The organism is Paludisphaera borealis (genome assembly GCF_001956985.1).
In the GTDB taxonomy this organism is placed as follows: domain Bacteria; phylum Planctomycetota; class Planctomycetia; order Isosphaerales; family Isosphaeraceae; genus Paludisphaera; species Paludisphaera borealis.
In genome coordinates, this window is record NZ_CP019082.1 from 5,323,256 (window position 1) to 5,347,312 (window position 24,057).

Consider the following 24,057-nt stretch of genomic DNA (forward strand, 5'->3'; position numbering starts at 1 on the left):
GATAATTGATAGCTTGTTGAGCGTTGCGACGATAGTTCAACGATTCACTGGGAGCTTCCATCCATGCGGAATACTCTGGCCGCCTCACTCGGCGCCGTGCTCGTCTTCACCCTGAGCGCCGCCCATGCGGCGGGGATCGAGGGCGAATACCTTGAGGCCCGCACGGCCGACGTTTTCACGGGGCCCTGCATCTCGAACGCCGAGGTCTTCACGACCGGCGATCAAGCCGTCATGGCCTGGAAAGTCACCAAGGGGACTTGGAAGGGGACCGACCTGAAGGGGCTCTGCGTGGCCGCCGCCGTTCGCGGGACCACGACCTTCTCTCAAGATCGGCCCGACCAGGCCCAGGCCGTCGTGATCGTCGACGACAAGGCGACCCCCGCCCAGCGCGAGGCGCTCGTCGCCATGTCCCACGAGCTCGGCGGCGCCCGCCTGAGCCGGGTCGCGGAGGTCAAGACCGCCCGCATGACCCTTAAACTGGAAGCACATGCGACCACCGAGGCCGACGCCGCTCACTCGGCCCACGGCATGCCGCAATCGCCCCGCGCCTCGTTCTGGGCCGCGAACCTGGCGCAGATCGTGACCCGCCCGCTCGACGACGGCGACCATTTCTGTGGCAACGAGGTCGTCGCCTACTCGCCGCTCTCCAGCTCGGTCAAGGTGTCCCCGGCTTACACGCTCGGCCACCAGTTCAAGGGCGAAGGGCTCGACAGCCGCTGGGACGATCCCAACTGCCGCAGCAGCTTCGTGGGTCGGTTCGCGCTCTGAGCGGGTTTCCTTCCGCGACGACGACTCTTTCCATAATCAGAATGTGCGAAGGAGAGCCGCCGGACGGCTCTCCGTTGAACACGGTCCGCTGTCGTCTCCGCGCAACCGGCGGAGCGGCGGCGGCGGACGAGAGGCCATCCTTCATGCGATTCCTGGGATCTTGCAGCTTCGTTCTGCTCCTCCTCGCCCCGGCCCTCGTCTCGGCCGACGACTACAAGGTGGAACCGATCAAGGACGCCCCGCCGGCCGGCGTCGCGCCCGAGATCGCATCCGGCTTGAACGGTCAGGGCTACCGGGTCACCGACGATCAGGGGAAGCCGTTCGCGGAGATCTGGCTGCGCAAGGCGATCCCGGCGAAGGCCAAGCCCGCGGGCGCCAACGGCGCGATCCAGTTCCCGTTCCTGGCCGAAGGCGAATTGCTCGGCGTCCTCCATCTCGTCGGCGAGGCGCACGACTACCGCGACCAGACGATCGACAAGGGCGTCTACACCATGCGATACGGGCTTCAGCCGGTCAACGGCGACCATCTCGGTGTCAGCCCGTTCCGCGATTACACGCTGCTGCTGCCGGCCGCCAAGGACAAGGCCGTGGCGAGCCTGCCGCGCAAGCAGCTTGAAGCTCAGAGCTCGGAGGCGGCCGGCACGAGCCACCCGGCGGTTTTCTTCATGCTCTCGGTGCCGGCCAACGCCCCGGTCTCGATGATCCACGACGAGGCGAAGAACACCTGGCGGGTCGCGCTGCCCCTGAGTCTCACCGCGCCGGGCGAGTCGCATCCGATCCCGCACCCCGTCTCGTTCATCCTTTCGGGGGTTTCCGAGGGGGCCTGAAAGCCCCTGATTAGAGATGATCGCATCGGTGAATGTTTTCCCTCTCCCGGCGGGAGAAGGGATACTTGCGTCGGCTTGTCCTGACGCCGACTGCTAAACGCCCCATCACCCCTTCATCCTTCCGCCGTAGCCCCCTCATGATACCGATTCCGCTCCTGGTCGCTCTCTTCCTGGCCTTCGCGGTGGATGGGCCGTCCGCGCCGCCGCCGGAGGGCGCCGACCTGATCGAGGCGGTTCTGTGGGTCGTCGCGGGGGGGCTGCTGATCTCCGGCCTGTCGTTCGCGGTCGGGCTCGGGACCGCGTGGCGGGTGAGGCGACGAGGCTACGCGACCTCGCGCATGCGGCGCGATCTCGTGATCGGCTCGCGGCTCCTGAACGTCGGGACGATGGCGGTCTACGGCTGGATGATCTTCGATCGCGGTTGGCCGGGCGTCGTGCTCGACGCGTGGGGATGGCGCGGGTCGATCCTCGTCGACGATCTGCTGATCGTCGCGCCGTTCCTGCTGATGCAGCTTTGCTACTGGTGGGGGACGTACTACGGCGAGCGGGCGATTCAGGGCCTGTCGATCGCTCGGAGCGGCCGAGCCACGGCCCGGCATCTGTACCTGAAAGAGCGGCAGTCGCTGGCGTTGATCCTGCCGATCGTCTCCCTATTCGTGATCCGCAACGACGTGATCGGCCGGCTCTGGCCCCGTTGGGAAACGAATTCCTGGTCCGAGCCGGTGGATCTGGCGGTGCTGGGCGTGGGGATTCTGCTGATCTCGCCGCTATTCGTCCGCCTGGCCTGGCCGACCCGGTCGCTGCCCGACGGCCCGCTCCGGCGCAGGCTTGAGACGATCGCCCGGCGGTCGGGGTTTCGATTCACCGACATCCTGGTCTGGGACACCGACCATTTGATGGTGAACGCTTGCGTGACCGGCGTCTTGCCCCAGTTTCGCTACGTCTTGCTTTCCGACGCCCTGATCGACGCCCTCAGCCCGCTGGAGATCGCCGCGGTCTTCGGGCACGAGGCGGGGCACGTCGCGCATCGCCACTTGCCGTTCTTTCTCTTCTTTTTCGTCGGTTGCCTGACGTTCTTGACGCTGACGTCTCCCGTGCTCAACGGTCTGGAATCGTGGATCGCGACGGTCCCCGGGCTCGACCTGGCCTCGCTGCCGACGCTGCGCGGGGTGGTCGAGGGGGTGCTGGCGTTGGCCTGCGTCGGGGTCGTCTTCTGGCTGGTATTCGGCGAGATCTCTCGACGGTTTGAGCGTCAGGCCGACGTCTTCGGCTGCAAGGCCGTCTCGTGCGGACTGACCGACTGCCCGCCGCATTTCGATTTTGAAGACGACGAGCCCGAAGCGCCCGGTCCGCCGATCCAAGCTCTGTGCCCCGCCGGCATCCAGATCTTTTCCGAGGCGCTGGCGTCGGTCGCCCATCAGAACGGCATCGACGCGACGGCTCGGTCGTGGCGGCACGGCAGCATCGCCAGCCGGATCGCCTTCCTCCAGAAGCTGATCGACGCCCCCGAACGCGAGGTCCTGTTCCAGAACCGCATCCGCCGGTTCCGATTCGGCCTCTCCGCCCTGCTCGTCGCCTCTCTCGCGGCCGCCGGCGCGGCCCACTGGCTCGGCCTGCTGGGCTGATAAGGAAATCGGCCCGGGGGCGCCGGGTGTTCGACTCCGAAGCCAGATAGTCCGTTTGAGCGATCTCGCGACTTCTGGTATAAGGTCTCGACCCGACCCGAGGATCGACGACGCGGGACGGCCCCTACTGAACACTTGAAGCCTACCCGAACGACAAGGAGGTCGTCCATGGTCCGGTGGCCAATCCGCATCAAGCTCATGGTCGGCCTGGGCGTGGTCGTCGGCATGATGCTGATCCTGATGGGCGGCTCGATCTTCGGCCTCCACTCGTTCCACGTCAGCAACCTGACGCTGACCGACCAGCTTCGCGAGCTGGGGGCTTCGAAGGACTTGATCGAGTGCATTCTCCGGCTCCATCCCCCGGACGACAGCGCCGAGGATGCCGACTCGCTGCTCGTCACGGCGCGGCGGGCGCAGGCCGGGCTCCTGGAGTACTTCCACGAGCTGAAGCAAAACACGATGCGGGGCAACCGGGCCAACAGCGGTTTCGACGAACTGGGGCTCGCCTTTCGGCTCGACGACGACCTTACGGCGATCATCAACGAGCTGAGTCGCTCCGATCCCCCCGAGGCCCCAATCCTGCCGGGTACGACGTACTTCGTCACCCAGCATCCCGAACTGTTGCGACAGCTCGATCCGGCGACGGATCTCAAGTCGTCCAACCTCGCCCAGAATCCCGAAACCCAGGCAAAGCTGGAACCGGCGACGGACGTCAAGTCGAGGATCGATCGCCTGAAGTACACGGTGATGCGGCTCCCCAAGGAGCTGCACGACGACTTCTACGACGTGCTCGTGATGTCGAAGACGCAGTATCAGATCAGTCGAGTGATCGTCTGGACTTCGGCCCTGGCGGTCTTGCCGATGCTTTGCGGCCTGACGGCGCTGTTTCACCGCTGGGTGCTCTACCCGGTGCGGCTGCTCCAGCGCGGGGTGCGCCGCGTGGCGCGGGGCTCGTTCGATTACAAGATCGACCTCCACTCGGGCGATGAGATGCAAGACCTGGCCGGGGCCTTCAACGAGATGACGGCCCGGATCAGCATGACCTACGCCGACCTCGAACAGCAGGTCCAGGAGCGGAGCCGGCAACTGGTCCGCTCCGAGCGGCTGGCGGGAGTCGGCTTCCTGGCGGCGGGCGTGGCCCACGAGATCAACAACCCGCTGGCCTCGATCGCCTTCTGCTCCGAGGCCCTCGAAAGCCGCCTCGAAGCGCTGACGCAAGGGTCCGACGACCCCGATCACCGCGCTGTATCGAAATATCTGAAGATGATCCAGGAAGAAGCGTTCCGGTGTAAGAACATCACCGAGAAGCTGCTCGACTTCGCCCGCTGCAACGACATCAAGCGCGAGCGCACCGATTTGCCGAGCCTGGTCCAGGGGGTCGTCGACATGATCCGCCACATCGGCAAATACCGGGGCAAGACGATCGTGTTCCAGCCCAAGGAAGCGATCGTGGCCCATGTGGACGGCCAGGAGATCAAGCAGGTGATCCTGAACCTGGTGGTCAACGCGCTCGAATCGATGGACGCCGGAGGGGTGCTGCGGATCGACGCTCGCTACGATCACGGGATGGCCGAGGTGATCTTCAACGACAACGGCTGCGGCATCGCGGCCGACGTGCTGGAGAACATCTTCGAGCCGTTCTTCACGCGCCGCCGCGACGGCAAGGGGACGGGCTTGGGCCTGTCGATCACGCACCGGATCGTCAACCAGCATCACGGCGAGATCACCGCGACGAGCCCGGGCGAGGGGAGGGGCTCGACGTTCCGGGTCCGCCTGCCGATCCACCCGTCCGAGATCGGCGACGGTCCAGGCGGTCGCGAGCCCGCCGTCGCGGGAGCGTCGCGCGGGCACGCCGCATAACCGCTGCGCATACGAATACACATGATGACGAACCGCGGCGAAACGCCGACGAGGCCCGCGGGTCGTCTCGGTAGCCGGACCCACGGATGGCCAGGAAGGTTCAGGAGGAAGCTATGATCGATAAGTCGCGCCGAGGGGGACTGCGGATCTTGTTCGCCGACGACGAGGCGCACCTCCGCGACCTGATGCAGATGGAGCTGCCCCGGCTCGGGCACGAGGTCACCGTCTGCCCCGACGGCACCGCCGCACTCCGGGCGCTCGAGCGCGGGTCGTACGACGCGGCCCTGCTCGACATCCGGATGCCGGGGATCACCGGGATCGACGTTCTGACCCAGATCCGCCAGCTCAGCCCGGACACGCAGGTCATCCTCTTGACCGGCCACGCGACCGTCGACACCGCCGTTCAGGCCCTCCGCCTGGGCGCGTTCGACTACCTCACCAAACCCTGCAAATGGGCCGAGCTGGAAGTCATCCTCAGTCGCGTCGCCGAGCGTCGCGACATGGCCAACAAGAACACCGCGCTCGAGACCCGGCTCAAGGCGGCCGAGGGCGCGCCGTTGCTGATCGGCGAGACGCCGGCCATGCAGCAGGTCCGCCGCCTGATCGAGACCATCGCCCCCACCGACGCGACCGTCATGATCCTGGGAGAGACCGGCACCGGCAAGGAGCTGGTCGCCCGCAACCTCCACGAGAAGAGCGACCGCGCCCAGCGGGTGTTCATCCCGGTCAACTGCGGGGCGTTGCCCGAGAACCTGGTCGAGAGCGAGCTGTTCGGCCACCGCAAGGGGGCGTTCACCGGCGCCGAGATGAACCGCAAGGGGCTCTTCGAGGTCGCCAACGGCGGCACCCTGTTCCTCGACGAGGTCGGCGAGCTGGATAAGAGCGTGCAGGTGAAACTGCTCCGCTTCCTCGAAGCGGGCGAGATCCGCCGGGTCGGCGAGAACGAGCCGTTCCGGGTCGACGTCCGGGTCGTCTGCGCGACCAACCGCGACCTCCGCGACATGGTGGCCCACGAGCTTTTTCGCGAAGACCTGTTTTTCCGGCTCAACACGTTCGAGATCGTCCTGCCGCCGCTCCGCGAACGCCGCCTCGACGTTCCCGAGCTGGCTCGGCACATGCTTTCGCGGCACGCCGCTCGCCGCGGCCTGATGGAGACCTCGATCTCGGCCGAAGCCGTCGACGTCCTTACGGCCTGCGACTGGCCGGGCAATATCCGCGAGCTGGCCAACGCCGTCGAGCGCGCCTTGATCCTCGCGGGCAACGGGCCGATCCGCCCCGAACACCTGCCGACGCAACACCCATCCTCCAAGGTGCGGGCCCAGCACGCCGGCGCGGCCCAGCCGATCGGCTCGCCCCACTTCGCGATCCCCGACGGTGCCCCCACCCTCCGCGACATCGAGATGAGCTACATCCAGGTCGTCCTCGAAAAGCACAACGGCAACAAGCCGGCCGCGTCCAAGGAGCTGGGCATCAGCCTCAAGACGCTTTACAACAAGATCAATCAACTTCAGCAGATGTGAACGTGATGCCATTCGCATGAAGCGGTGGTCGATCGACGGGCTCGGTTTCCGCCTGGGAGGTTCACTTCCAGGCGGCCGTCGGCTACCATGCGGGATGGGCGTGCGTCGTCTCGACGCGCCGGCGCTCCCGCCGCGTCCCGTCGAGGGGCGGCGACGGCCTCTCTTCGATTACGAAGGCGGTGGACCGATGGGCTGTCAACTTCCGCGACGACGTTTCTTGCATTCGGCCTCGGCCCTGGGATTGGGCGCCGGGCTCGGCTCATGGGAGCTGCTGAGAGGGATCACCCCGGCGGCCGACGAGGCCAAGGTCGGGCCGGAGATGGTCCGCCTGCGGCCCGAGATCGAGCCGGTCGTCCGCTGGATCGAGGAGACGCCCCGGGAGAAGGTCTTCGAGAAGGCCGTGGCCGAGCTCAAGGCGGGCCTGTCGTACCGGGCGCTTCTGGGGGGCCTGTTCCTGGCCGGCGTCCGCAACGTCCAGCCGCGGCCGGTCGGATTCAAGTTCCACGCGGTGTTGGTCATCAACTCGGCGCATCTGCTCGGCCAGTCGGCGCCGTTCTCGGAGCGGCTGTTGCCGTTGTTCTGGGCGCTCGACAACTTCAAGGCGTCGCAGGCCAAGGACGTGCAGGAAGGCGATTGGGCGCTCGGGCCGGTCGACGAATCGCGCGTGCCGAAGCCGCACCGGGCGAAGGACGATTTCATCAAGGCGATGGACGCCTGGGACGTCGGCGCGGCGGACGTCGCTGTCGCGGGCCTGTGCCGCGGTTCGGGCGCCGCCGAGACGATGGAGCCGTTCTGGCGGATGGGCGTCCGCGACCAGCGCGACATCGGCCACAAGGCCATCTTCACCTCCCAGAGCTGGCGGACCTTGCAGGCGATCGGCTGGGAGAACGCCGAGCCGGTGCTGCGCTGCCTGGCCTACGGCCTGCTGGACGCCCAAGGCGACCGCCCCGGCCCCGTCGGGCCGTACGCCGCCAATCTGGAGAACGCCCGCAAGATCCGCGAAGACTGGCAGCTCGGGAAGGCGGACCCCGGCGCGACCCGCTCGCTGCTCGAAACGCTCCGCCAGGCGTCGCCCGAAGCGGCGTCGGTCGAGGCCGTCAAGCTGCTGGAGCAAGGAGTCGCCCCCGGCTCACTCTGGGACGCCGTCGTCCTGCATTCGAGCGAGCTGATCATGCGCAACCCCGGCATCATCGCCATCCACGCGACGACGTCGGCGAACTCGCTGCACTACATCTTCGGAGCCAGCGGCGACGATACGACCCGCAAGCTGGCGCTGCTCCAGGCGGTCGGCTGGCAGCCGATGTACCGTGAGCGGATCAAGTCGCCCAAGCCGGTCACGATCGACGAGCTGCACGACGCCGAGGAAACGGTCTCGACCGACGGCGATCCGGTCGGTGCGATCTTCCGGACGATCGACGGCGACCGGGGGGCGGCCGCCGCCAAGACCATGGCGTACCTGGGGCAAGGCGGATCGGCCAAGTCGATCTTCGACGCCGCCAGCCGGATGATTTTCCACAAGGGGACCGACAGCCACGACTACAAGTACGGCGCGGCGATTTGGGAGGAGTGCCTGGCCGCGTCCGATCCCAAGTGGCGGTCGCGCCTGGCCGCCGCCGCCATGTACAACCTGCCCGGCACCGGCAAGCCCGACAGCCCGCTCATGATCCGAGCCCGCGAGGCCGTGGCGAACGTCATGGGCTGAGGCCGTCAGCGGTTTCGCTTGAGGGCCTTGTACGCCTCGACGGCCATGCGGTCGCAGGCTTCGTTTTCGGCATGTCCGCGGTGGCCCAACACATGGGTCACCCGGACGTCGTGCTGGGTCAGCAGCTCGTCGAGCCGCTTCCAGAGATCGACGTTCATGACCGGCTTGAGCGTGTTGCCTTCCTTGCGCTGCCAGCCGCGGCGCTTCCAGTTGGGCATCCACTCCTTGATGCCCTTGGCGACATATTGACTGTCGGTGACGACCTCGACCTGGCACCGGCGCTTGAGCGAGGCGAGGCCCTCGATGACGCCGGCCAGCTCCATGCGGTTGTTGGTCGTCTCGGGCTCGGCGCCGGAGGCGTCGCGCACCTGCCCGCTGGCGGGGTGCTGGAGGATGTACGCCCAGCCCCCCGGCCCGGGGTTGCCGCTGCACGCGCCATCAGTGAAAAGCTTGACGAGGTCGGCGGGAGCCGAGGCATCCGGTTCCATAATAAGGCGGCTTTCGATCCTTGATTACCCATTCGAAAAGGGAGCCGGGTCTCTCGGACGGTGAGAAACCCGCGCTCGACTCTCAATAATCGGGACAATCCCGGACGCCGTCAAGTCAAGCCGCACTGTGCCGTACCGGCGCTCAGTACTTGCGGACGACGCCGACCAGGACGCCGAGGATGTCGACATGGTCGCGATAGATCGGCTTGAGCGCGCGATTGGCGGGTTCGAGCCGGACCCGGGTGCGGTCGCGGTAGATCTTCTTGAGCGTGGCCTCGCCGTCCTCGTCGCGGACCGCCACGATCTGGCCGTCGCGGGCCTGGTCCTGCTTCTTGATGATGACGAAATCGCCGTCGGCGATGTGCTCCTCGATCATCGAGTCGCCGGTGACGCGGAGGGCGAACTTGGCACCGTCCTCGACCCAGTCGGAGAACGTCAGCTCCTCGTTCTGCTCGATCGCCTCGATCGGCTGGCCGGCGGCGATGCGGCCCACCAGCTTCACGCCGGTCGGGTGGCCCGTGGCCGATTCTTCGAGGAGCTGGATCGCGCGCGACATGTTCGGCTCGCGATGGATCAGCCCCTTCTTCTGGAGCGCCTTGAGGTGGCACATCACGCCGTTAGGGCTCTTGATCTGGAAATGAACCCCGATCTCCCGAACCGTCGGGCCGTATCCTCGTCCGTGAATCTTGCTGCGAATGAAGTTGTAGATCTCGCGCTGGCGAAGCGTGAGCGCGTCGAGGTCGGCCATGATTCATCTCCAGTAGTGTCGAACGCCGGGATCGGATCGCATCCGCGCGCCCGATGGAAATAAGCGCAGCACACGGACGATCACTTACTGACCCTTTGGCTGCTAATGTACACAGGTAATCTAGCGCACGCGAGAACATTTTTTTCGGGTCGTCTGAGACATTCTTCAAGATCACCTGGCCATGTTCCACAAGGTGAGTATCCCCCTTGTGTTAAGGAGGGGAGGCTGGTTACTCTCTGGGCGGTTTTTTCGCCACATGGAGCCTTTGGAAAGGACCGGTCATGTCGACTCAGACGCGCGTGCTCGCGATTCACGCCCACCCCGACGACGTGGAATTTCAGTGCGCGGGGACGCTCGCGCTTTTGAAGCGGGCTGGCTTCGCGGTGACGATCGCGACGATGACGCCGGGCGATTGCGGCAGCGCCGAGCTGGATTGCGAGGCGATCGCCGAGGTCCGTCGCGGCGAGGCGAAGGCGGCCGCCGATCTGATCGGCGCCGATTACCTGTGCCTCGAATTCCGGGATCTGGTCATCTTCAACGACGACGATTCAAGACGGCGGGTGACCGAGGCGCTGCGGCGGGTGCGGCCGAACATCATCCTGACGGCGCCGCCGGTCGACTATCATTGCGACCACGAGGCCACGAGCATTCTGGTGCGCGACGCCTGTTTCTCGGCTTCGTGCCCGAACTACGCGACCCGCCAGTGGGAGCCCGCGCCGGCCATCGACTGGATTCCGCACCTGTATTTCGTCGACTCGCTCGAAGGGGCGGATCGCGACGGCAGGCCGGCCCCGGCCGATTTCCACGTCGACGTGACGGACGTCTTCGAGGTCAAGAAGGCGATGCTCGCCTGCCACGCCAGCCAGCGCGACTGGCTCTTGCGGCAGCACGGGATGGACGAATACCTGACGAGCCAGGAGCAATGGGGGGCGAAGCGGGGGGCGGAGATCGGCGTCGCCAAGGCCGAGGGGTTCCGCCAGTACAACGGCCATCCGTACCCGCACGACAACCGCCTGCTCGCGTTGCTCGGGCAGGACGGCCGGGGCGGCCGGTCCGCCTCGAAGCCGTCGTGAGCCCGGACGGCGGCCTCAGGTGCTCGTATAGTCGATCAACTGCGCGATCATGCTCTTCAGGTCGCGGCGATGGACGATGCGGTCGATGAAGCCGTGCTGGAGGTGGAATTCGCTGGTCTGAAACCCCTGGGGGAGCTGGACGCGGACGGTCTGCTCGATGACCCGGGGGCCGGCGAAACCAATGAGCGCCTTGGGCTCGGCGAGGATGATGTCGCCGAGCGAGGCGAAGCTGGCGGCGACGCCTCCCATGGTCGGGTGGGTCAGGACGCTGATGAACAGGCCGCCGGCCGAGCGGTAGCGGCCCAGTGCGGTGGAGACCTTGGCCATCTGCATCAGCGAGAAGATGCCTTCGTGCATCCGGGCGCCGCCGCCCGAGCCCGAGACGATCACCAAGGGGAGCTTCTGGCGAGTGGCCTCCTCGACGGCCCGCGTCAGCTTCTCGCCGACGACCGAACCCATGCTTCCCATGATGAAGTTGCTGTCGGTGATGCCGAAGACGATGCGCCGTCCTTTGATGAACCCCTGGCCGACGAGGGCGGCCTCGTTCAGGCCGGTTCGCGCCTGCTCGGCCTTCACGCGCTCGGGGTAGGGGCGGCGGTCGTCGAACTTGAGGGGGTCGGCGGGCAGGAGGTCAGGGAACCAGTTCTCGAAGGTGTCTTCGTCGAGGAGCTGGCGGATTCGCTCGACGGCCGTCACGGGCATGTGGTGGTTGCACTCGGGGCAGACGCTCAGGTTCTGCTCGACCTGCTTGCGGAAGAGCGTCGCGCCGCAGCCCTCGCACCGCATCCAGACCCCTTCGGGGACCCGCTTGGCTTCGAAATGGCCATGCCAGGCGTGCAGGGGACCTCCTCCTTTACCGGCCATGGGCGTTCTCCCGTCTTCTTTCCAATTCGGATCGCCGTCGCGTCGGCCCGACGCGCGGTGGTCGATGAATCCACACAATTCCGTTGCGACGAACGTTTGTCAAGAGGAGCCGTTCCCGCCCAGCAGGTCGGCCCGGACCTCGATCCGCTCATAGCCGCAACATGGCAGGAATTCGTCCAGGTGCAGTCGAGGCACGCGTTTAAGGTAGCAGGCGATCATCCGGGCGATGGGCTCGCCGACGATCAGGCCGAAGGCTTCGTCGGCATGGCGGCGAAAGAGCGGCTTGAAGGCGGCTCGGAGCCGTTCCATCGCGTCCTCGACGGTCTCGCCCTGGGGGGGGCAGATGGTCCGGGGGTCGTCGATCCACTGGCGGAACAGCCGGGTGTTGCGACGGCGGATCTCCTCGATTTGCAGCCCTTGCCAGAGCCCCTGGTCGAGGTTCCGGAACTCGTCGATCCGCCGGGGACGCAGCCCGAGCGCCTTGCCGATGATCTCGGCGGTCCGGACGACGCTTTCGCCCGGTCCGCAGTACAGCGCCGAAAGCGCGGTCTGATCGTCGCGCGTCGCCAGCCGCTCGGCCAGCCGGGCGACCTCGGTCTTCCCCTGTTCGCTGAGCGGGATGTCGAGGACGCCTTGGACCCGGTTCTGCTCGTCGTAGAGCGTCGCGCCGGGGCGAATCAGTAAGACCTGCGATGAAATCGACACGGCCGTCATACCTGTCGGGGCCAACCTGCAACGTCGCGCGTTCTTCAGCACACGGAAAAACGGTGTGTCGCGGTCAGCCCGTATCCCTTTCGTTGAGCCAGACCACCCGCATCGATCGCCTGGCGACGCCTCGGCGACGACTGGGGCCCGGCGCCTCGCTTCCCCTCGACGCCGCGTTGAAGATTCGACGCGTACCGAGGGAGACCCGTCCAGCGTTCGGAATGAATGGAAGTCTTACATGGCAGGATGGGCGGACGTCGTGATCGATATCCGGTGGTCCAGTCGGAAGTTAAACCGCCGCGGGTCGGGGAGCGCATTGATTGACGACGGCGAGTATCGCACCGTATGGTCAATTTCTACCATCCTCGCTGGGCCTTGGCAAGACGACCGCCGTTCCAGGTTGCCGGCGGACCACACGATCCTCGAAAGCAGAACGCCATGACTCGACACCGATCGTCGTTTCTCGTGCTGGCGCTGGTCGCCGCGTCCGGCCTGTCGATCGCGGCCGACGATCCGGGGGGCTTGCCGGAAGACGCGCGGTTGAACGCCTTGTTCCGCGATTACCTGACCGAGACGTTCCACCGCGAGCCGCTGTCGGCGACGAGGCTCGGCGAGCACGGCTTCGACGACAAGCTAGACGACCTGTCGCCCGAGGCGCGCGAGGCCAATCTTCAGCTCCGCCGCGACACTCTGGCCCGGCTGCGGAAGGAGGTGGTCGTCGATCGCCTCTCGCGGCCTTCGAAGATCGACTACGACGTCTTCCTGCGGCATCTGGAAAGCACGATCTGGCTGGGCGAGACGTTCCACCCGTTCCGCGACGATCCCCGGGTCTACGGCGACTACGCCACCGAGAGCGTCTACCTGCTGCTGACCCAGTCGTCGCTGCCGCGCGAGGTCAACCGGCGGAACGCGCTCGAACGAATGCGGCAGGTCCCTCGCGTACTGGAGACCGCCCGCAAGACGATCGGCCGGCCGCCGCGCGTGAAGGTTGAGACGGCGATCCGCCAGACCGAGGGGGCCGTCGGCTTCTACAAGACCGAGCTGTTCCGGCTCGCCGGCGACCCTCCCGGCGAGGGCCAGCTCGCGGCCGACGCCGCGAAGTTGGTCGGCCTGCTCTCGGACTACCTCGCGTTCTTGAAGACCGAAGTCTTGCCCAGGAGCACCGACGACTGGCGGATCGGCCGCGAGCTGTTCGTCAAGAAGCTCGATTACGAGCTGGACGCCGGTCTGACGGCCGACGAGGTGCTCGCCGAGGCCGAGCGCGAGGCGGTCCGGGTCGAGACCGAGATGAGCGTCTTCGCCCGTCAGATCTGGTCGGAGTTCTTCCCCGGCGTCGCGGTCCCCCCCGACGACCCCGCGGGCCGCTCGGAGATGACCCGGCGCGTGCTCGAACGGATCGGCGACGACCACGGCACGGCCGACTCGCTGGTCGCCGACGCCCGGAGCACGGTCCACGCGATCAAGGACTTCATCTCGGCCCGCAAGATCCTGGCTCTGCCCGAGCCCGACCAGTGCCGGATCATCGAGATGCCCGAGTTCATGCGGGGCAACTCGGTCGCCTATCTCAACCCCGCGCCTCCCCTCGATTCGCGAGGGTCGAGCGAGTACTCGATCAGCCCGCCCCCCGCCGACTGGAGCCGCGAGCGGGCCGACAGCCTGCTCCGCGAATACAACCGGTCGATGCTCAAGATCCTGACGATCCACGAGGCCTATCCCGGCCATTACGTCCAGCTCGAATACAGCAACAAATGCCCCAGCTTCATCCGCCTCGTCCTCTCTTCCGGGACGTTCGCCGAGGGGTGGGCTGTGTACACCGAGCAGATGATGCTCGATCAGGGGTTCGGCGGCGGGGATGTCAAGCTGCGGCTCCAGCAGCTCAAGTTCTATCTTCGCGCGGTGGTCAACGCGATCCTCGACAACAAGATGCACTGCGGCGCCATGACCGACGCCGAGGCGCGCGACCTGCTGATGAACCGAGCCTTCCAGACCGAAGGCGAGGCCGTGGGCAAGATCATCCGCTCCAAGCAGTCGTCCTGCCAGCTCTCCACGTATTTCGTGGGACGCACGGCGTTTTATCGGCTCCGGCAGTCGGTTCAGCGCGAGCAGGGAGATCGGTTCGACCTCGCCAGGTTCCACGAGGCCGCGCTCTCGGAGGGGACGCTTCCCGTCAAGTTTCTGCCCGAACTGGTCCGCGCGAGGCTCGCCGTGACGAAGGAGAAATGAGGCGAGTGCATCGTCGACTGCGAGCGACGACGGCGAACCGGGAGAGGGGGAAAAGCCCCGCCCGTCGGGGTTCTAGAACCGTCGACGGGCAGGGGGGGATGCGAATCGGTCACGGCTGGGGGGCCGGCGGCGGGGTCGTCGCGGCCGGCTTCTTGCCTTCGACGTGATCCATCTCCATCGCCGAGAAGAAGTCGTGGAGCTTGGCGGTCTTGGCTTTCTCGGTCACCGTGTCGTCGAGCTTGGCCTCCGCGACAATCTTGTCGCGGACCTGGTCCATGGCCGAGAACAGCTCGTTATAAGCGTTCCGCTGGCCGGGCGTGGTCGCGGGCCCGAAGCGCAGGTTGAAGGTGCGCATGAAGCCGAGGAGGTTCCCCACGGTCGTCTTCTCGAATTTCCGAAGTTCCGAGAGGACCTGTTCGACCTTCGGCTTCGCGAGCATGCGCGTCATGGCGAACAGCGTCTTGACGAAGTTCTGGGCTTCTCTGGTCTCGGCCCGATCGTCGAGCGGCATCTGGCCGAGTTTCACCTTGATGTCCGTGGCGACCTGGCGGACCTTGTCGAGCGTTTCGGGCGCGATCTCGCCCTCTTCGTCTTCCTTGCGCGCCTGGACGACGGCGTCTTCGAACGCTTTTTGATCAGGGGCGAACCGAGCATCGCGAAGGGCCCGGGGCCAGCGGGTGGCGTCCTTGAGCTGTTCGAGACTGATGGTGATCGCCTCGGAGGCGTTGGTGAACGGGATCTCGCGGATCAGCTTGGCATCGACGTTGACGTCGATCGAGCGGAGCGTCGAGGTGTGGATGCGCGGATCGTTGAGCTGGTCGAGGATCGCGTTCAACGCGTCGCCCCGTTCGATGTCGCTGCGGCTCGGATTCTCGTTGAGCCTGGTGAGGGCTGTGTTGTACGCCTCCCGATCCTTGGAGAACTCGGCGTTGCGGCGAGCGAAATAGCGCCGCGTGGCCTCCTTCTGTCCTTCGTAGACGAACTGGTTCCAGCGCATCATCGTATCGGCGTTGATCGAGTTGGCGATGGCCGTCTGCTTGTTGTAAGAGCCTTCGCCCATGTACATCATGCCGAGGCCCTGGGCGACGCTTCCCTGGAAGGTGCTGCCGGCACCTCCCCATCCGCCCCACCCATAGCCGCCGTAACCACCGTAGTTGCCGTAGCCCCACTGAGCCCGGGCTTCGGTCGAACAGGCCGTCAGAGCCATGGCCAACCCCAACATCGTGGGGAATATTCGTCTCATGGTGTTCCTCCCTCGCGGGTGCGCTTCAGCGGTTGGGAAACGGGAAAATCGATCGCCAGGAGGACGAGACCCGAGACCCGAGGTCAGCGAAGCAGGGCCCGGGGCCGCCGTCCAGGAGTCGTACAACCAAGTATTGTATCACCGGGAACGGCGACTTCTTAAGACGCCGCCGTCGCGGATTTCGCATGCGTCGGTGGAACCATCGCTACGATCGACTCTCCTCCACCTCGACTCGCAGGGTCAGACGTCGTCCAGCGGGATGAGATCGACGTGCGACTCCGACTCTCCCGGCGCGGGAGCCGCCGCCGGGCGGGAATGCGGACCGCCCCCCGGGGACTCGCCCTCCTCGTCGTCGACGCGGTAGATCAAGGGGCCGATCGCAACCTCGTCGCCTCGAAAAAGCTGAGTTTCGTCGACGACCCGGCCGTTGACCCGGACGCCGTTGCGGCTGCCGAGGTCGCGGATCAAGACACGGTCGTAAGCCGAGGCTAGGCAGCAGTGCCGTCGAGAAATCTTGGGCAGGTCGAGCCGCAAGTCGCACTCGGGATGTCGGCCGATCAGCAGGATGGGCCGCTGCACCATGATGGGGGGGCCGCTTCGTTGAACGATGGGAGTCAGCTTGAAACTCATTCCGAAGGCTTCTCCGCCACGTGGGAATCGACCGCATGGACGGGAGACGCGCCGTTGGCTTCCTTCTCCCCGGTCATCTGAACGATGACCTGAATCCGACACTTCTCGGCGACCGCCGAAGGAAGGATCTTCCGCACGGCGGCGGCCAGGGCGTTCTCGTCCGCCGGCAGCGGCAAGAGCGGGTTGACGACCTGGGAACCTTCGTCGCCCAGAAGCTTCGCCGAGACCGGGCTCTCCGGGTCGACCATCGTCTGTTCGTGCCCTTGCCCGTTGTCGAGGCGGTATCGAATGTGGGCGATCGACAGCTCGTCGCCCGCCTTCATCCGGCCCATCTCCACCCGCTGACCGTTGATCCGGATGCCGTTGGTGCTCCCGAGATCGCGAACGACGACTTCTCCGCTCTCGTGCACCATGCAGCAATGATGACGAGACACGCGCAAGGAATCGAGCCGCGCATCGCAGGCCGGATGCCGCCCAACGACGACCATGGCGCGATCCAGCATGATGTCTGGACCTTCGTCGAGGGCCACAAGACGCGCGATCATGGAGCAAGTTCCTCGGACGAAACCGACGGCAGGAACCATGCTGAGATCCTCTGCCCCGGAAGTGCCTTAGTTCATTATAGACTAAAAAACCCCCGGGGCACTATCGCAAATCCTGTATTGATCTTGACATCCGGTGTCGAAGCGAAATTCACGAGACCAAGCGGGCCAATCCATGCCTACACGATGAACCGCAAACCCGAGTGGATCACGACACGGTTTCTTCGCCCCAAGCAAATATAAACTAGGCGGACTGGGCGACCAACTTCGTGGTCGAGAAAATCGCTCGTGTTGTGCGATTCCCGGTCGGATTGGGGAAGGGAACGGAATAGCTCCGGCCCCGAAACCGAAAATCGACCCGGTTCTTCGCCTTCCTCGCTCAGGAGGCGTCCGCCGGCGAGACCGACTGAAAAAGCGACTGGCTGTCCTGATGAATTAGGGGTTCTAACAGGAATAGACCTCGAAATCAAACAGAAAAATCGCGATCCGATTAATACGCGGCGTTCAGGAATGTGAGAAAGGCGGATTTGCAAGCGTCTCCAACGGCCGAGATCGTGCGTGGACGCCGCTAAGATCGGTCCAGGCCGAGGTTTTGGGGGGCGATCGACGGCAATCGGCCGTCGGACCGCAACCCTTGGACCGCGTCGTCGAGCGATTCCCGGATCGGTCGCGGCGTTAGACCTAACTCGTTCAGACTCGTTCGCGCGTCGAAGTGCATGATTCGTCGAGCCAGTCGAAGCCCGGTGACCGAAGCCTTCGGCGACGTCCCCGTGACGAGGTCGGCCCAGCCCTCGCTCAGATAGGCAAACGCCAGGCCAAACGCATACGGAACGCGCCGTCGCGGGACCGGAACGCCGGTCGATTCGGAGAGGATTTCGAGCAGGCCGACGAGGCTGAGATTGGTGCCCCCGAGCAGATAGCGGCGTCCCGGGCGGCCCACCGCCATGGCCCGGATCAGCCCCTCGGCGACGTCGCGGACGTCGATAAGGTTGAGCGTGCAGTCGATCACAGCCGGCAGCCTTCCCGAGCAGAAGTCGAGGATCAGGCGGGTCGGCGGCGACAACCCGCGATCGCCCGGCCCCACGGGCATGGTCGGGTTGACGACGATCACCGGCCTCCCTTGATTCGCGAGCCGCATGGCGGCCTTCTCCGCCCGGAGCTTGGAGAGGCAGTACGGGCCGACGGCGTCGCTCTCGTCGATCTCGACGTTCTCGTCGATGGGGCCGGTCGCGCGGGCTTTGGTCAGGATGCTCTCGGTGCTGGTGTGCACGACCCGCTCGGCGCCCGCCGCGAGCGCCGCTTCAAAAACGTGGACCGCCCCCAGGTGGTTGACCGCCTCGAACTCGCGGCGGTCGCGAACCCAGAGGTTGGGGTTCGCCGCCAGATGGTAGACGAACCGGCTCCCCGCGAGGGCCTCGTCGAGCCCTTGCCGCTGGCGGATGTCGGCGAAGACGACCTCGACGCCCGCCGGCAGGCGTCCCACGTCGACCCCCGGCCGCTCAATCACCCGCACCGGCCGGCCGAGTTCGACCAACCGCGCTACCAGATGCCCGCCGATGAACCCGGCCCCGCCCGTCACCGTCGACAATTCGTTCATGATGCTCCTTGTTTCCTTGCGCGCCCGCGCCCTGTACCATGACGCCCGTCCGTGGACAGCACGACCAGCCCCGAACGATGAGGCGCCAACGTATGAAGCGATTCTCGGTGTACCTGAGCCGGCCGCGTCGAGCCTTCGTCCTTTGCGCCCTGGCGGGCGCGGTCCTGGCCGGGGGGGAGGCGAAGGGGGAGATCCAGGCCGGCGCGTCGGTCAAGGTGATCACGCCCAACCCGCTCTTGCCGGTCTCCGGAGGCATGGGGCCGACCCACCCGGCGCGCGAGAAGCGCGGCGAGCTCACGGCCCGCGCGTTGGTGTTTCGCAAGGGCGACGTGACCGTCGGCGTGGTCGCGCTCGACCTTCTGGGCTTCCCCTCGGCCCTCGGCGACCGCGTCCGCGCGAAGGTGACGCGCATCCCCGCGACGAACATCCTCATCGGCTCGACCCACACTCACAGCGCTCCCGACTGCTACGCCTTCCCGGACGGCAAGGGAGGCCACACGGGCGACCTCGCCTACATGAACATGGTCTGCGACAAGGCGGCCGAGGCGCTCAACGAGGCCGTCGACCGGCTTCAGCCCGCGACCCTCAAGATCGCCGTCGGCGAGGCCAAGGGCAAGATCGCTTACAACTATTACGCTCCCGACCTTTACGACCGCCGCATGAACGTCATCCAGGCGAAGACCCTGGAAGGCAAGACGATCGCGACCCTGGTGAACTACGCGATCCACCCTGAAGTCCTTGGCAACGAGGTCGGCATCCTCAGCCCCGACCTCATCGGACCGCTCTGCGAGACGATCGAGTCGCAGGCCGGCGGCGTCGCCCTGTTCATGAACAGCGCCCAGGGGGGGATGGTCACGGCCGACAACCGCAACCTCGACCAGCCCAGCGACCAGGCCCGGGGATACTGGAAGGACGCGCGATCGTGGGACGAGTGCCTGCGGATTGGCCGCCTGATGGCCTCCGAGGCGATCCGGATCGTTCATGACGCCCCCGAACAGAAAGATCCCGCGCTCGCCTGCCAGGCCAAGATGGTTCGGTTTCCGGTCGAGTCGCCCGCCATGTGGGCCGTGATCACGCATTCGCCCCTCAAGTACCCCCACAACGACGACCATTCGGTCAGCGCGCGGGTCAACCTCGTCACCCTCGGCGACGCCCAGATCCTGACGATCCCCGGCGAGGCCCTGCCCAACATCGGCTTCTACCTCAAACGGAAGATGGGGGGCAAGCACAACTTCCTCTTCGGCCTGACCAACGAGGCGTTCGGCTACATCCTCACCAAGGTCGATTTCCAGAGCTTCCCCCGCTACGACTACGTCTCCCGGACCTCGCTCGGCGAGATGACCGGCGAGATCCTGATCGAGAACGCCCTGAAGCTCGTCGAGGAAGCGTCCCACGCCGAGCGCTAAGGCTGCCCGCTCGAACGCCAGCCCCGGAGACGCCCAGGGAAGGCCGGAACAGGGGCCGACACCGGGTTTCACCTGAACTGACACCGGGTTTCCCCTGGAGGCGTGTTGATTACTCCGGACCCAGTCAGGCTCCGTCGTCGGTCGATACGATGGAAGGGGTACGACTACGCGCAGGCGGGCGGATATTTCGTGACGATCTGCGTTCAGGATCGGGCGTGTCTGTTCGGTGAGGTGGTCGACGGGGCGATGCGGGCCAACGCCGCCGGATTGATGGTCGCGGAGGCGTGGGCCGCCTTGACGCAGCGGTTCCCACGAGTGGCGCCGGATGTGTTCGTCGTCATGCCGAACCATTTGCACGGGGTTTTGTTTTTGCGGGACGGAGACGCGCCGTCCGCCGTAGGGGCGCCCCTTGTGGGTGCCCGAGTTTCGGATGACCGCATCACGGTGGGCGACGTGGTCGGGGCGTTCAAATCGTTGACGACGTTGGAATACGGGCGCGGGGTTAAAACCTTGGGCTGGCCGCGATTCGTCGGCGCGCTCTGGCAACGCAATTACCATGAGCACGTCATTCGTGATGAAGTTTCCCTCGAACGGATTCACGATTACATCCTCGACAACCCCCGCCGCTGGGCGTTCGATCGGGAGAACCCCAATGGGACCCCGAACAACGATCGGGAGACGCCATGGATTTCCTGACGGAATCACGCGTCCGCGACGCCAATGTTGAATCGGGCACTCACGAGGAGCGCCCCTACGAATCGCGCGCCCGCAACGCCAATGATGGATCGGGCACCCACAAGGGGCGCCCCTACGAATCGCCGTGCGACCGGGATTGGCACGGTAGGGGTGCCCCTTGTGGGGTGCCCGTGTTTTACTGTCGACGCCCGAGCGGGGCGTTGGTTCAACGAACCTCATACCGGCGGGAAACCCGGTGTCAGTTCATGTCTTCGACCTTCTCTGGATTTCCGCCTCTGACGGATGCGGTGAAATCGCAGTCAAGCTACCGAATGTGAGGCAGGACATGAACTGGCGAGATCGGATCAGCGTGAGACCGGATGTTCGTCACGGCAAGAAATGCATCAAAGGTCGCGAGTGATGGTGAGCGTCATCCTCGCCAGCCTGGCGGAAGGGGACGATCATGGCCAATTACCGCGTCTCACCCGAAGATATTCAGGCCGCCATTCTGTTCGCGGCCGACATGGAGGAAGATCGTTTCCAGCCGCTTGAGCAAGAGGCGATCTGATGCGGTAATCTTCCCGAACTTGGCGAACCCGAGAAGCCATGTTATTCTAGACCTCGTGGAGCAACAAACATGAACATCCTACTCTCCGAGAGCTGGCAACGCTTCGTGCGTGAGGAAGTCCAGACCGGTCGGTTCCCCTCGGAAACCGCAGTCTTGGAAGAAGCCCTGGGTTTGCTCAAGCAGCGTAAAGATTACCAGGCGAAGCCGAAGTCGGTGAACGGAATCGGTGGCAGAGCGATCGGCGAGATCATCGACGAACTGATGAGCGATTTGCCCGTCGACGTGCTCGAACAGCTCCCCATCGACAGTGCGGCCCAACACGATCACTACATCTACGGCACGCCCAAACGCTCCTCATGAGCCGAGCATTCGCCGACACAGTCTACTGGGTCGCCCGGATCAATCCACGGGACCAGTGGCATACGACCTACCGCGCCATCGGCGGCTTGCAACTCGTGACCAGCGACGAAGTGTTGGACGAAGTTCTGGCCCACTTCAGCGCGTTCGGCCCCGCGATGCGCTCGCGCGCGGCCGCCATCATCCGCCAGATCCTCGCCCATCCCGACATCGAAGTCGTGCCACAGTCCCGGCGGTCTTTCCTGGACGCACTCGACCTTTATGAAGCCCGACTGGACAAGGACTACAGTCTCACGGACTGTTCTTCGATGGCCATGATGAAAGCTCAAGGAATCATCAAAGTCCTCACGCGCGACGCCCACTTTTCCCAGGAAGGTTTCACGCTGCTGCCTTGATTTGTGTGCAAGGAATCAAAGGGCCGAGAGCCGCGAAACCCGGCGTCTGCGGAACTTTTCCTTCACCTGACCGGCGCGCTGGACTCCACCGGGCCGCGTAGGGCGACGGGGCTCTTGATTCGATTGGTTCACCGGACCTCGTAGAGGTCCTGTTCCATGCCCATCGCCGTCGGCGGGCCGAGGATTCCGGCGGCGATCCAGACGGCGAACCGCTGTGGGGAGACGTAATCGGTGAACCCGTATCCGGACGGGTCGCGATGCCGCATGATCTCCTTCCAGTCCACGTAGACGTGCGTGACTCCGCGATCATGCAGGACGCGGCGGACCTCCTGGGGGGGGCGGTCGCCGGCAAGAACCTCGATCGTCTCGGGGTTGAAGACCGTGTTGTAGAGGATCGGATGGTTGAGGTGGTACACGGCCGCCTGGCCGATCAGGAGGATCTTGGCGTCGGCCGGAAGCCGGGCGTCGGTTGTGGCCAGGGGCGCATTCAGACGGCGGGGCATGTCGCGGCGGAGGAATTCGATGTCCCCCGTCCATTCGTTGAGGCCCGCCAGCGCCGTCGACGAGTAGGCGAGGTTGGTCGCGATCGCCAGCCCGAAGACCCCCGCGCGGATGATCCGCCAGGCCATCGTCTCCGACCAATCGGCCCCCAGGCCGGCCAACACCGCCGCCGCGGGGAGCATCGGCAGCCAGAACCGATCGAGCCGGTGCGTCAGCAGCCACCATGTCAAGAAGCTGTAAACGAGATAACCGCCCAACAATAAAGCCGGCTTGCGCGATCGCGGTTTCAGGAAGGCGAGGGGTGCGAATGCCAGGTAAAGCGGCGACTGCCAGTCGGAACGGCCGGCGACCTCGACCACCGAATGCCAGAAGTGAGCCGATGTGATCGGCCTCGGGCCGTGGGCGTGCGACCATTGCGCTTCACGCGCGGGGGTCCAGTCGCGACCGCCGAAGACCTTCCAGGCCAGCGGATAGACGGGATTGCCCGTGTCGATCACGTTCTTGATCATCCAGGGGGCCATGACGACCGACCATCCCAGGACGAAGGCCAGCACCGGCCGCGCCGACCGCCGCCGCGCGGAGTCGGCCACGCTGAAGACGCCCCAGGGGATGACCGCTGAGAGGACCGCCGTATATTTGCAGGCCATCGCCCCACCGGCCAGCAGGCCGAGAAGCCCCCAGAACCGCCCCCTCGGCGCGCGCTCGTCGTTCCATCCCCGGATCAGCGTCCAGAGCAGGGCCGCCTGGAAATAGCAAAGCGGCCCCTCGACGTAGGCGATCACGCCGAGTCGGTAGATCCACGGCGTGGTCAGATAGACGATGGCGGCGAACCGGCCCGCCCACCGTGAACCCAGCCGCGAGGCCGACCCGGCGATCAAGACCGCCGCCATCGGAGCGTAAAGCGCCACGAGGAGCTGACCCACCAGCCCTCCCCACCACCAGTCGCCCATCACCTCCATGCCGATCAGGTGGAGCATCTCGACGCCGAACGGCATGCTCGTGTAGACGTTGTGGGGAAGGAACGCGATCCGGCCGTTCTGGAAATACTCCTTCGGCCCCTGGAGGTGGTATTCGAGGACGTCGAAGTCGACCGCCGGGAGCATCGCGCCGAGCAGCATCAACACCAAGAAGGGCGCGACGATCAAGACCGCGACCGCCGTTCCCGTCTCGAACCGCGGGCGTTCCCACTTCCAGAACCGAGAGCCCGCGACCCCCGCGACCGCAACGACGCCCAGCCCGACTCGAAAGACCCAGGGATGCAGCAGGCCCAGGCGGCCCAGGAGCAGGGCGGCGAGGGCCAGGGCGACCGTCCCCAATCCGAAATCGAGCGCCAGCCGCTCGCCGATCCCGGCGTCGAGGTCCGCGCTCAGGCGGCGGCGAATCAGGTCGCCCAGGCCGAGGGCGGCGAGGACGATCAGGCCGGCGGCCGCGACGATCGGCAGCCGCTGGGGGAGGTTCTCGACGTGGCTCAACTCGTCCAACCCCTTGCCCAGCAGCGACTCGCGGAACGAGACGTCGGGCACGACGCCGGGGAACGTGTCGAGCAACAGAATGCCGCGCGTGATCGCGCCGCGCGGCGAGGGGGCGTTGGGCAGCGGTTCGCACAAGAACCAGCCCAGCCAGGCGAGTTCGAGCAAGCCGAGCACGATCAGCGGCCAACCGCTGCGCTGGAAGAAGCCCGGCGGCGTCCGCGACGCGACGCCGCTCTTGTGGGCCGGAAGTCGTTCGATCGTACTCATA

The 24,057-nt window shown here is 65.8% G+C and carries 21 protein-coding genes; 12 read left to right on the forward strand and 9 right to left on the reverse strand.

Annotated elements, in window-relative coordinates:
• The first annotated feature begins 63 nt into the window (after nt 1-63).
• The 6 genes from BSF38_RS20555 (at nt 64) to BSF38_RS20580 (ending at nt 8,302) form a co-directional block, all read left to right on the forward strand.
• Nucleotides 64-768, forward strand: coding sequence for a DUF1326 domain-containing protein (locus tag BSF38_RS20555; RefSeq protein WP_076348769.1), 705 nt, complete (start codon nt 64-66; stop codon nt 766-768).
• Between the two features lie 143 nt (nt 769-911).
• Nucleotides 912-1,595 (forward strand): hypothetical protein, encoded by a 684-nt coding sequence (locus BSF38_RS20560; RefSeq protein WP_076348771.1) that lies wholly within the window; start codon nt 912-914, stop codon nt 1,593-1,595.
• A 137-nt stretch (nt 1,596-1,732) separates the two neighbouring features.
• Nucleotides 1,733-3,220: a M48 family metallopeptidase gene (locus BSF38_RS20565; protein ID WP_168189422.1), complete on the forward strand. Its 1,488-nt coding sequence runs from the start codon at nt 1,733-1,735 to the stop codon at nt 3,218-3,220.
• A gap of 168 nt (nt 3,221-3,388) precedes the next feature.
• Complete coding sequence (locus BSF38_RS20570) at nt 3,389-5,080, forward strand: sensor histidine kinase (RefSeq protein WP_076348773.1); 1,692 nt, start codon at nt 3,389-3,391, stop codon at nt 5,078-5,080.
• Nucleotides 5,081-5,193: 113 nt separating this feature from the next.
• Nucleotides 5,194-6,600 (forward strand): sigma-54-dependent transcriptional regulator, encoded by a 1,407-nt coding sequence (locus tag BSF38_RS20575; protein WP_237170543.1) that lies wholly within the window; start codon nt 5,194-5,196, stop codon nt 6,598-6,600.
• 187 nt (nt 6,601-6,787) lie between these two features.
• Entirely contained in the window at nt 6,788-8,302 is a 1,515-nt protein-coding gene (locus BSF38_RS20580) for a hypothetical protein (RefSeq protein ID WP_076348775.1), read from the forward strand.
• 5 nt (nt 8,303-8,307) lie between these two features.
• Here the strand turns inward: BSF38_RS20580 and rnhA are convergent, their stop codons facing one another.
• Together rnhA and lexA are read right to left on the reverse strand one after the other, a co-directional pair.
• Nucleotides 8,308-8,790 (reverse strand): ribonuclease HI, encoded by a 483-nt coding sequence (rnhA, locus tag BSF38_RS20585; RefSeq protein ID WP_076348777.1) that lies wholly within the window; start codon nt 8,788-8,790, stop codon nt 8,308-8,310.
• A gap of 142 nt (nt 8,791-8,932) precedes the next feature.
• A complete protein-coding gene (gene lexA, locus BSF38_RS20590; RefSeq protein ID WP_076348779.1) occupies nt 8,933-9,538 on the reverse strand; it encodes a transcriptional repressor LexA in 606 nt (201 codons plus the stop codon).
• A 281-nt stretch (nt 9,539-9,819) separates the two neighbouring features.
• Between lexA and BSF38_RS20595 the strand changes: the two genes are divergently transcribed.
• Entirely contained in the window at nt 9,820-10,611 is a 792-nt protein-coding gene (locus tag BSF38_RS20595; RefSeq protein WP_076348781.1) for a PIG-L deacetylase family protein, read from the forward strand.
• Between the two features lie 15 nt (nt 10,612-10,626).
• Here the strand turns inward: BSF38_RS20595 and accD are convergent, their stop codons facing one another.
• Nucleotides 10,627-11,475 carry an acetyl-CoA carboxylase, carboxyltransferase subunit beta gene (gene accD / locus BSF38_RS20600; protein WP_076348783.1) on the reverse strand — a complete coding sequence of 283 codons (849 nt, stop codon included), beginning with the start codon at nt 11,473-11,475 and terminating at the stop codon, nt 10,627-10,629.
• A 99-nt stretch (nt 11,476-11,574) separates the two neighbouring features.
• Nucleotides 11,575-12,189, reverse strand: coding sequence for a histidine phosphatase family protein (locus BSF38_RS20605; protein WP_076348785.1), 615 nt, complete (start codon nt 12,187-12,189; stop codon nt 11,575-11,577).
• Between the two features lie 429 nt (nt 12,190-12,618).
• Between BSF38_RS20605 and BSF38_RS20610 the strand changes: the two genes are divergently transcribed.
• Nucleotides 12,619-14,403: a DUF885 domain-containing protein gene (locus tag BSF38_RS20610; RefSeq protein WP_076348787.1), complete on the forward strand. Its 1,785-nt coding sequence runs from the start codon at nt 12,619-12,621 to the stop codon at nt 14,401-14,403.
• A 109-nt stretch (nt 14,404-14,512) separates the two neighbouring features.
• Here the strand turns inward: BSF38_RS20610 and BSF38_RS20615 are convergent, their stop codons facing one another.
• From BSF38_RS20615 to BSF38_RS20630, 4 genes are all read right to left on the reverse strand, one after another.
• Nucleotides 14,513-15,646: a hypothetical protein gene (locus BSF38_RS20615; protein WP_076348789.1), complete on the reverse strand. Its 1,134-nt coding sequence runs from the start codon at nt 15,644-15,646 to the stop codon at nt 14,513-14,515.
• A 240-nt stretch (nt 15,647-15,886) separates the two neighbouring features.
• Nucleotides 15,887-16,276, reverse strand: coding sequence for an FHA domain-containing protein (locus BSF38_RS20620; protein ID WP_076348791.1), 390 nt, complete (start codon nt 16,274-16,276; stop codon nt 15,887-15,889).
• On the reverse strand, nt 16,273-16,821 hold the full coding sequence (locus BSF38_RS20625) for an FHA domain-containing protein (protein WP_076348793.1): 549 nt from the start codon (nt 16,819-16,821) through the stop codon (nt 16,273-16,275). The genes BSF38_RS20620 and BSF38_RS20625 overlap by 4 nt, the downstream gene beginning before the upstream one ends.
• A 565-nt stretch (nt 16,822-17,386) precedes the next feature.
• Entirely contained in the window at nt 17,387-18,415 is a 1,029-nt protein-coding gene (locus BSF38_RS20630; protein WP_076348795.1) for an NAD-dependent epimerase/dehydratase family protein, read from the reverse strand.
• A gap of 92 nt (nt 18,416-18,507) precedes the next feature.
• Between BSF38_RS20630 and BSF38_RS20635 the strand changes: the two genes are divergently transcribed.
• The 4 genes from BSF38_RS20635 to BSF38_RS20650 all read left to right on the forward strand — a co-directional run bounded on the left by BSF38_RS20635 (nt 18,508) and on the right by BSF38_RS20650 (nt 21,816).
• Nucleotides 18,508-19,821 carry a hypothetical protein gene (locus BSF38_RS20635; RefSeq protein ID WP_237170545.1) on the forward strand — a complete coding sequence of 438 codons (1,314 nt, stop codon included), beginning with the start codon at nt 18,508-18,510 and terminating at the stop codon, nt 19,819-19,821.
• Between the two features lie 189 nt (nt 19,822-20,010).
• Nucleotides 20,011-20,517 carry a transposase gene (locus tag BSF38_RS20640; RefSeq protein WP_210405626.1) on the forward strand — a complete coding sequence of 169 codons (507 nt, stop codon included), beginning with the start codon at nt 20,011-20,013 and terminating at the stop codon, nt 20,515-20,517.
• A gap of 616 nt (nt 20,518-21,133) precedes the next feature.
• Nucleotides 21,134-21,424 carry a hypothetical protein gene (locus tag BSF38_RS20645; RefSeq protein WP_083713128.1) on the forward strand — a complete coding sequence of 97 codons (291 nt, stop codon included), beginning with the start codon at nt 21,134-21,136 and terminating at the stop codon, nt 21,422-21,424.
• Nucleotides 21,421-21,816, forward strand: coding sequence for a type II toxin-antitoxin system VapC family toxin (locus tag BSF38_RS20650; RefSeq protein ID WP_076348798.1), 396 nt, complete (start codon nt 21,421-21,423; stop codon nt 21,814-21,816). The genes BSF38_RS20645 and BSF38_RS20650 overlap by 4 nt, the downstream gene beginning before the upstream one ends.
• A 128-nt stretch (nt 21,817-21,944) precedes the next feature.
• Here the strand turns inward: BSF38_RS20650 and BSF38_RS20655 are convergent, their stop codons facing one another.
• Nucleotides 21,945-24,056 carry an ArnT family glycosyltransferase gene (locus BSF38_RS20655; protein ID WP_076348800.1) on the reverse strand — a complete coding sequence of 704 codons (2,112 nt, stop codon included), beginning with the start codon at nt 24,054-24,056 and terminating at the stop codon, nt 21,945-21,947.
• Between the last annotated feature and the right edge of the window lies 1 nt (nt 24,057).

Bases quoted from the DNA above. Each gene is read 5' to 3' on its own strand.
- BSF38_RS20605 (WP_076348785.1), bottom strand. From the start codon at position 12,189: ATGACGGCCGTGTCGATTTCATCGCAGGTCTTACTGATTCGCCCCGGC.
- BSF38_RS20615 (WP_076348789.1), bottom strand. From the start codon at position 15,646: ATGAGACGAATATTCCCCACGATGTTGGGGTTGGCCATGGCTCTGACG.
- accD (WP_076348783.1), bottom strand. From the start codon at position 11,475: ATGGCCGGTAAAGGAGGAGGTCCCCTGCACGCCTGGCATGGCCATTTC.
- BSF38_RS20610 (WP_076348787.1), top strand. From the start codon at position 12,619: ATGACTCGACACCGATCGTCGTTTCTCGTGCTGGCGCTGGTCGCCGCG.
- BSF38_RS20625 (WP_076348793.1), bottom strand. From the start codon at position 16,821: ATGATCGCGCGTCTTGTGGCCCTCGACGAAGGTCCAGACATCATGCTG.
- BSF38_RS20555 (WP_076348769.1), top strand. From the start codon at position 64: ATGCGGAATACTCTGGCCGCCTCACTCGGCGCCGTGCTCGTCTTCACC.
- BSF38_RS20575 (WP_237170543.1), top strand. From the start codon at position 5,194: ATGATCGATAAGTCGCGCCGAGGGGGACTGCGGATCTTGTTCGCCGAC.
- BSF38_RS20645 (WP_083713128.1), top strand. From the start codon at position 21,134: ATGAACATCCTACTCTCCGAGAGCTGGCAACGCTTCGTGCGTGAGGAA.
- BSF38_RS20595 (WP_076348781.1), top strand. From the start codon at position 9,820: ATGTCGACTCAGACGCGCGTGCTCGCGATTCACGCCCACCCCGACGAC.
- BSF38_RS20565 (WP_168189422.1), top strand. From the start codon at position 1,733: ATGATACCGATTCCGCTCCTGGTCGCTCTCTTCCTGGCCTTCGCGGTG.
- BSF38_RS20580 (WP_076348775.1), top strand. From the start codon at position 6,788: ATGGGCTGTCAACTTCCGCGACGACGTTTCTTGCATTCGGCCTCGGCC.
- BSF38_RS20570 (WP_076348773.1), top strand. From the start codon at position 3,389: ATGGTCCGGTGGCCAATCCGCATCAAGCTCATGGTCGGCCTGGGCGTG.
- BSF38_RS20560 (WP_076348771.1), top strand. From the start codon at position 912: ATGCGATTCCTGGGATCTTGCAGCTTCGTTCTGCTCCTCCTCGCCCCG.
- lexA (WP_076348779.1), bottom strand. From the start codon at position 9,538: ATGGCCGACCTCGACGCGCTCACGCTTCGCCAGCGCGAGATCTACAAC.
- rnhA (WP_076348777.1), bottom strand. From the start codon at position 8,790: ATGGAACCGGATGCCTCGGCTCCCGCCGACCTCGTCAAGCTTTTCACT.
- BSF38_RS20650 (WP_076348798.1), top strand. From the start codon at position 21,421: ATGAGCCGAGCATTCGCCGACACAGTCTACTGGGTCGCCCGGATCAAT.
- BSF38_RS20620 (WP_076348791.1), bottom strand. From the start codon at position 16,276: ATGAGTTTCAAGCTGACTCCCATCGTTCAACGAAGCGGCCCCCCCATC.
- BSF38_RS20655 (WP_076348800.1), bottom strand. From the start codon at position 24,056: ATGAGTACGATCGAACGACTTCCGGCCCACAAGAGCGGCGTCGCGTCG.
- BSF38_RS20630 (WP_076348795.1), bottom strand. From the start codon at position 18,415: ATGAACGAATTGTCGACGGTGACGGGCGGGGCCGGGTTCATCGGCGGG.
- BSF38_RS20635 (WP_237170545.1), top strand. From the start codon at position 18,508: ATGAAGCGATTCTCGGTGTACCTGAGCCGGCCGCGTCGAGCCTTCGTC.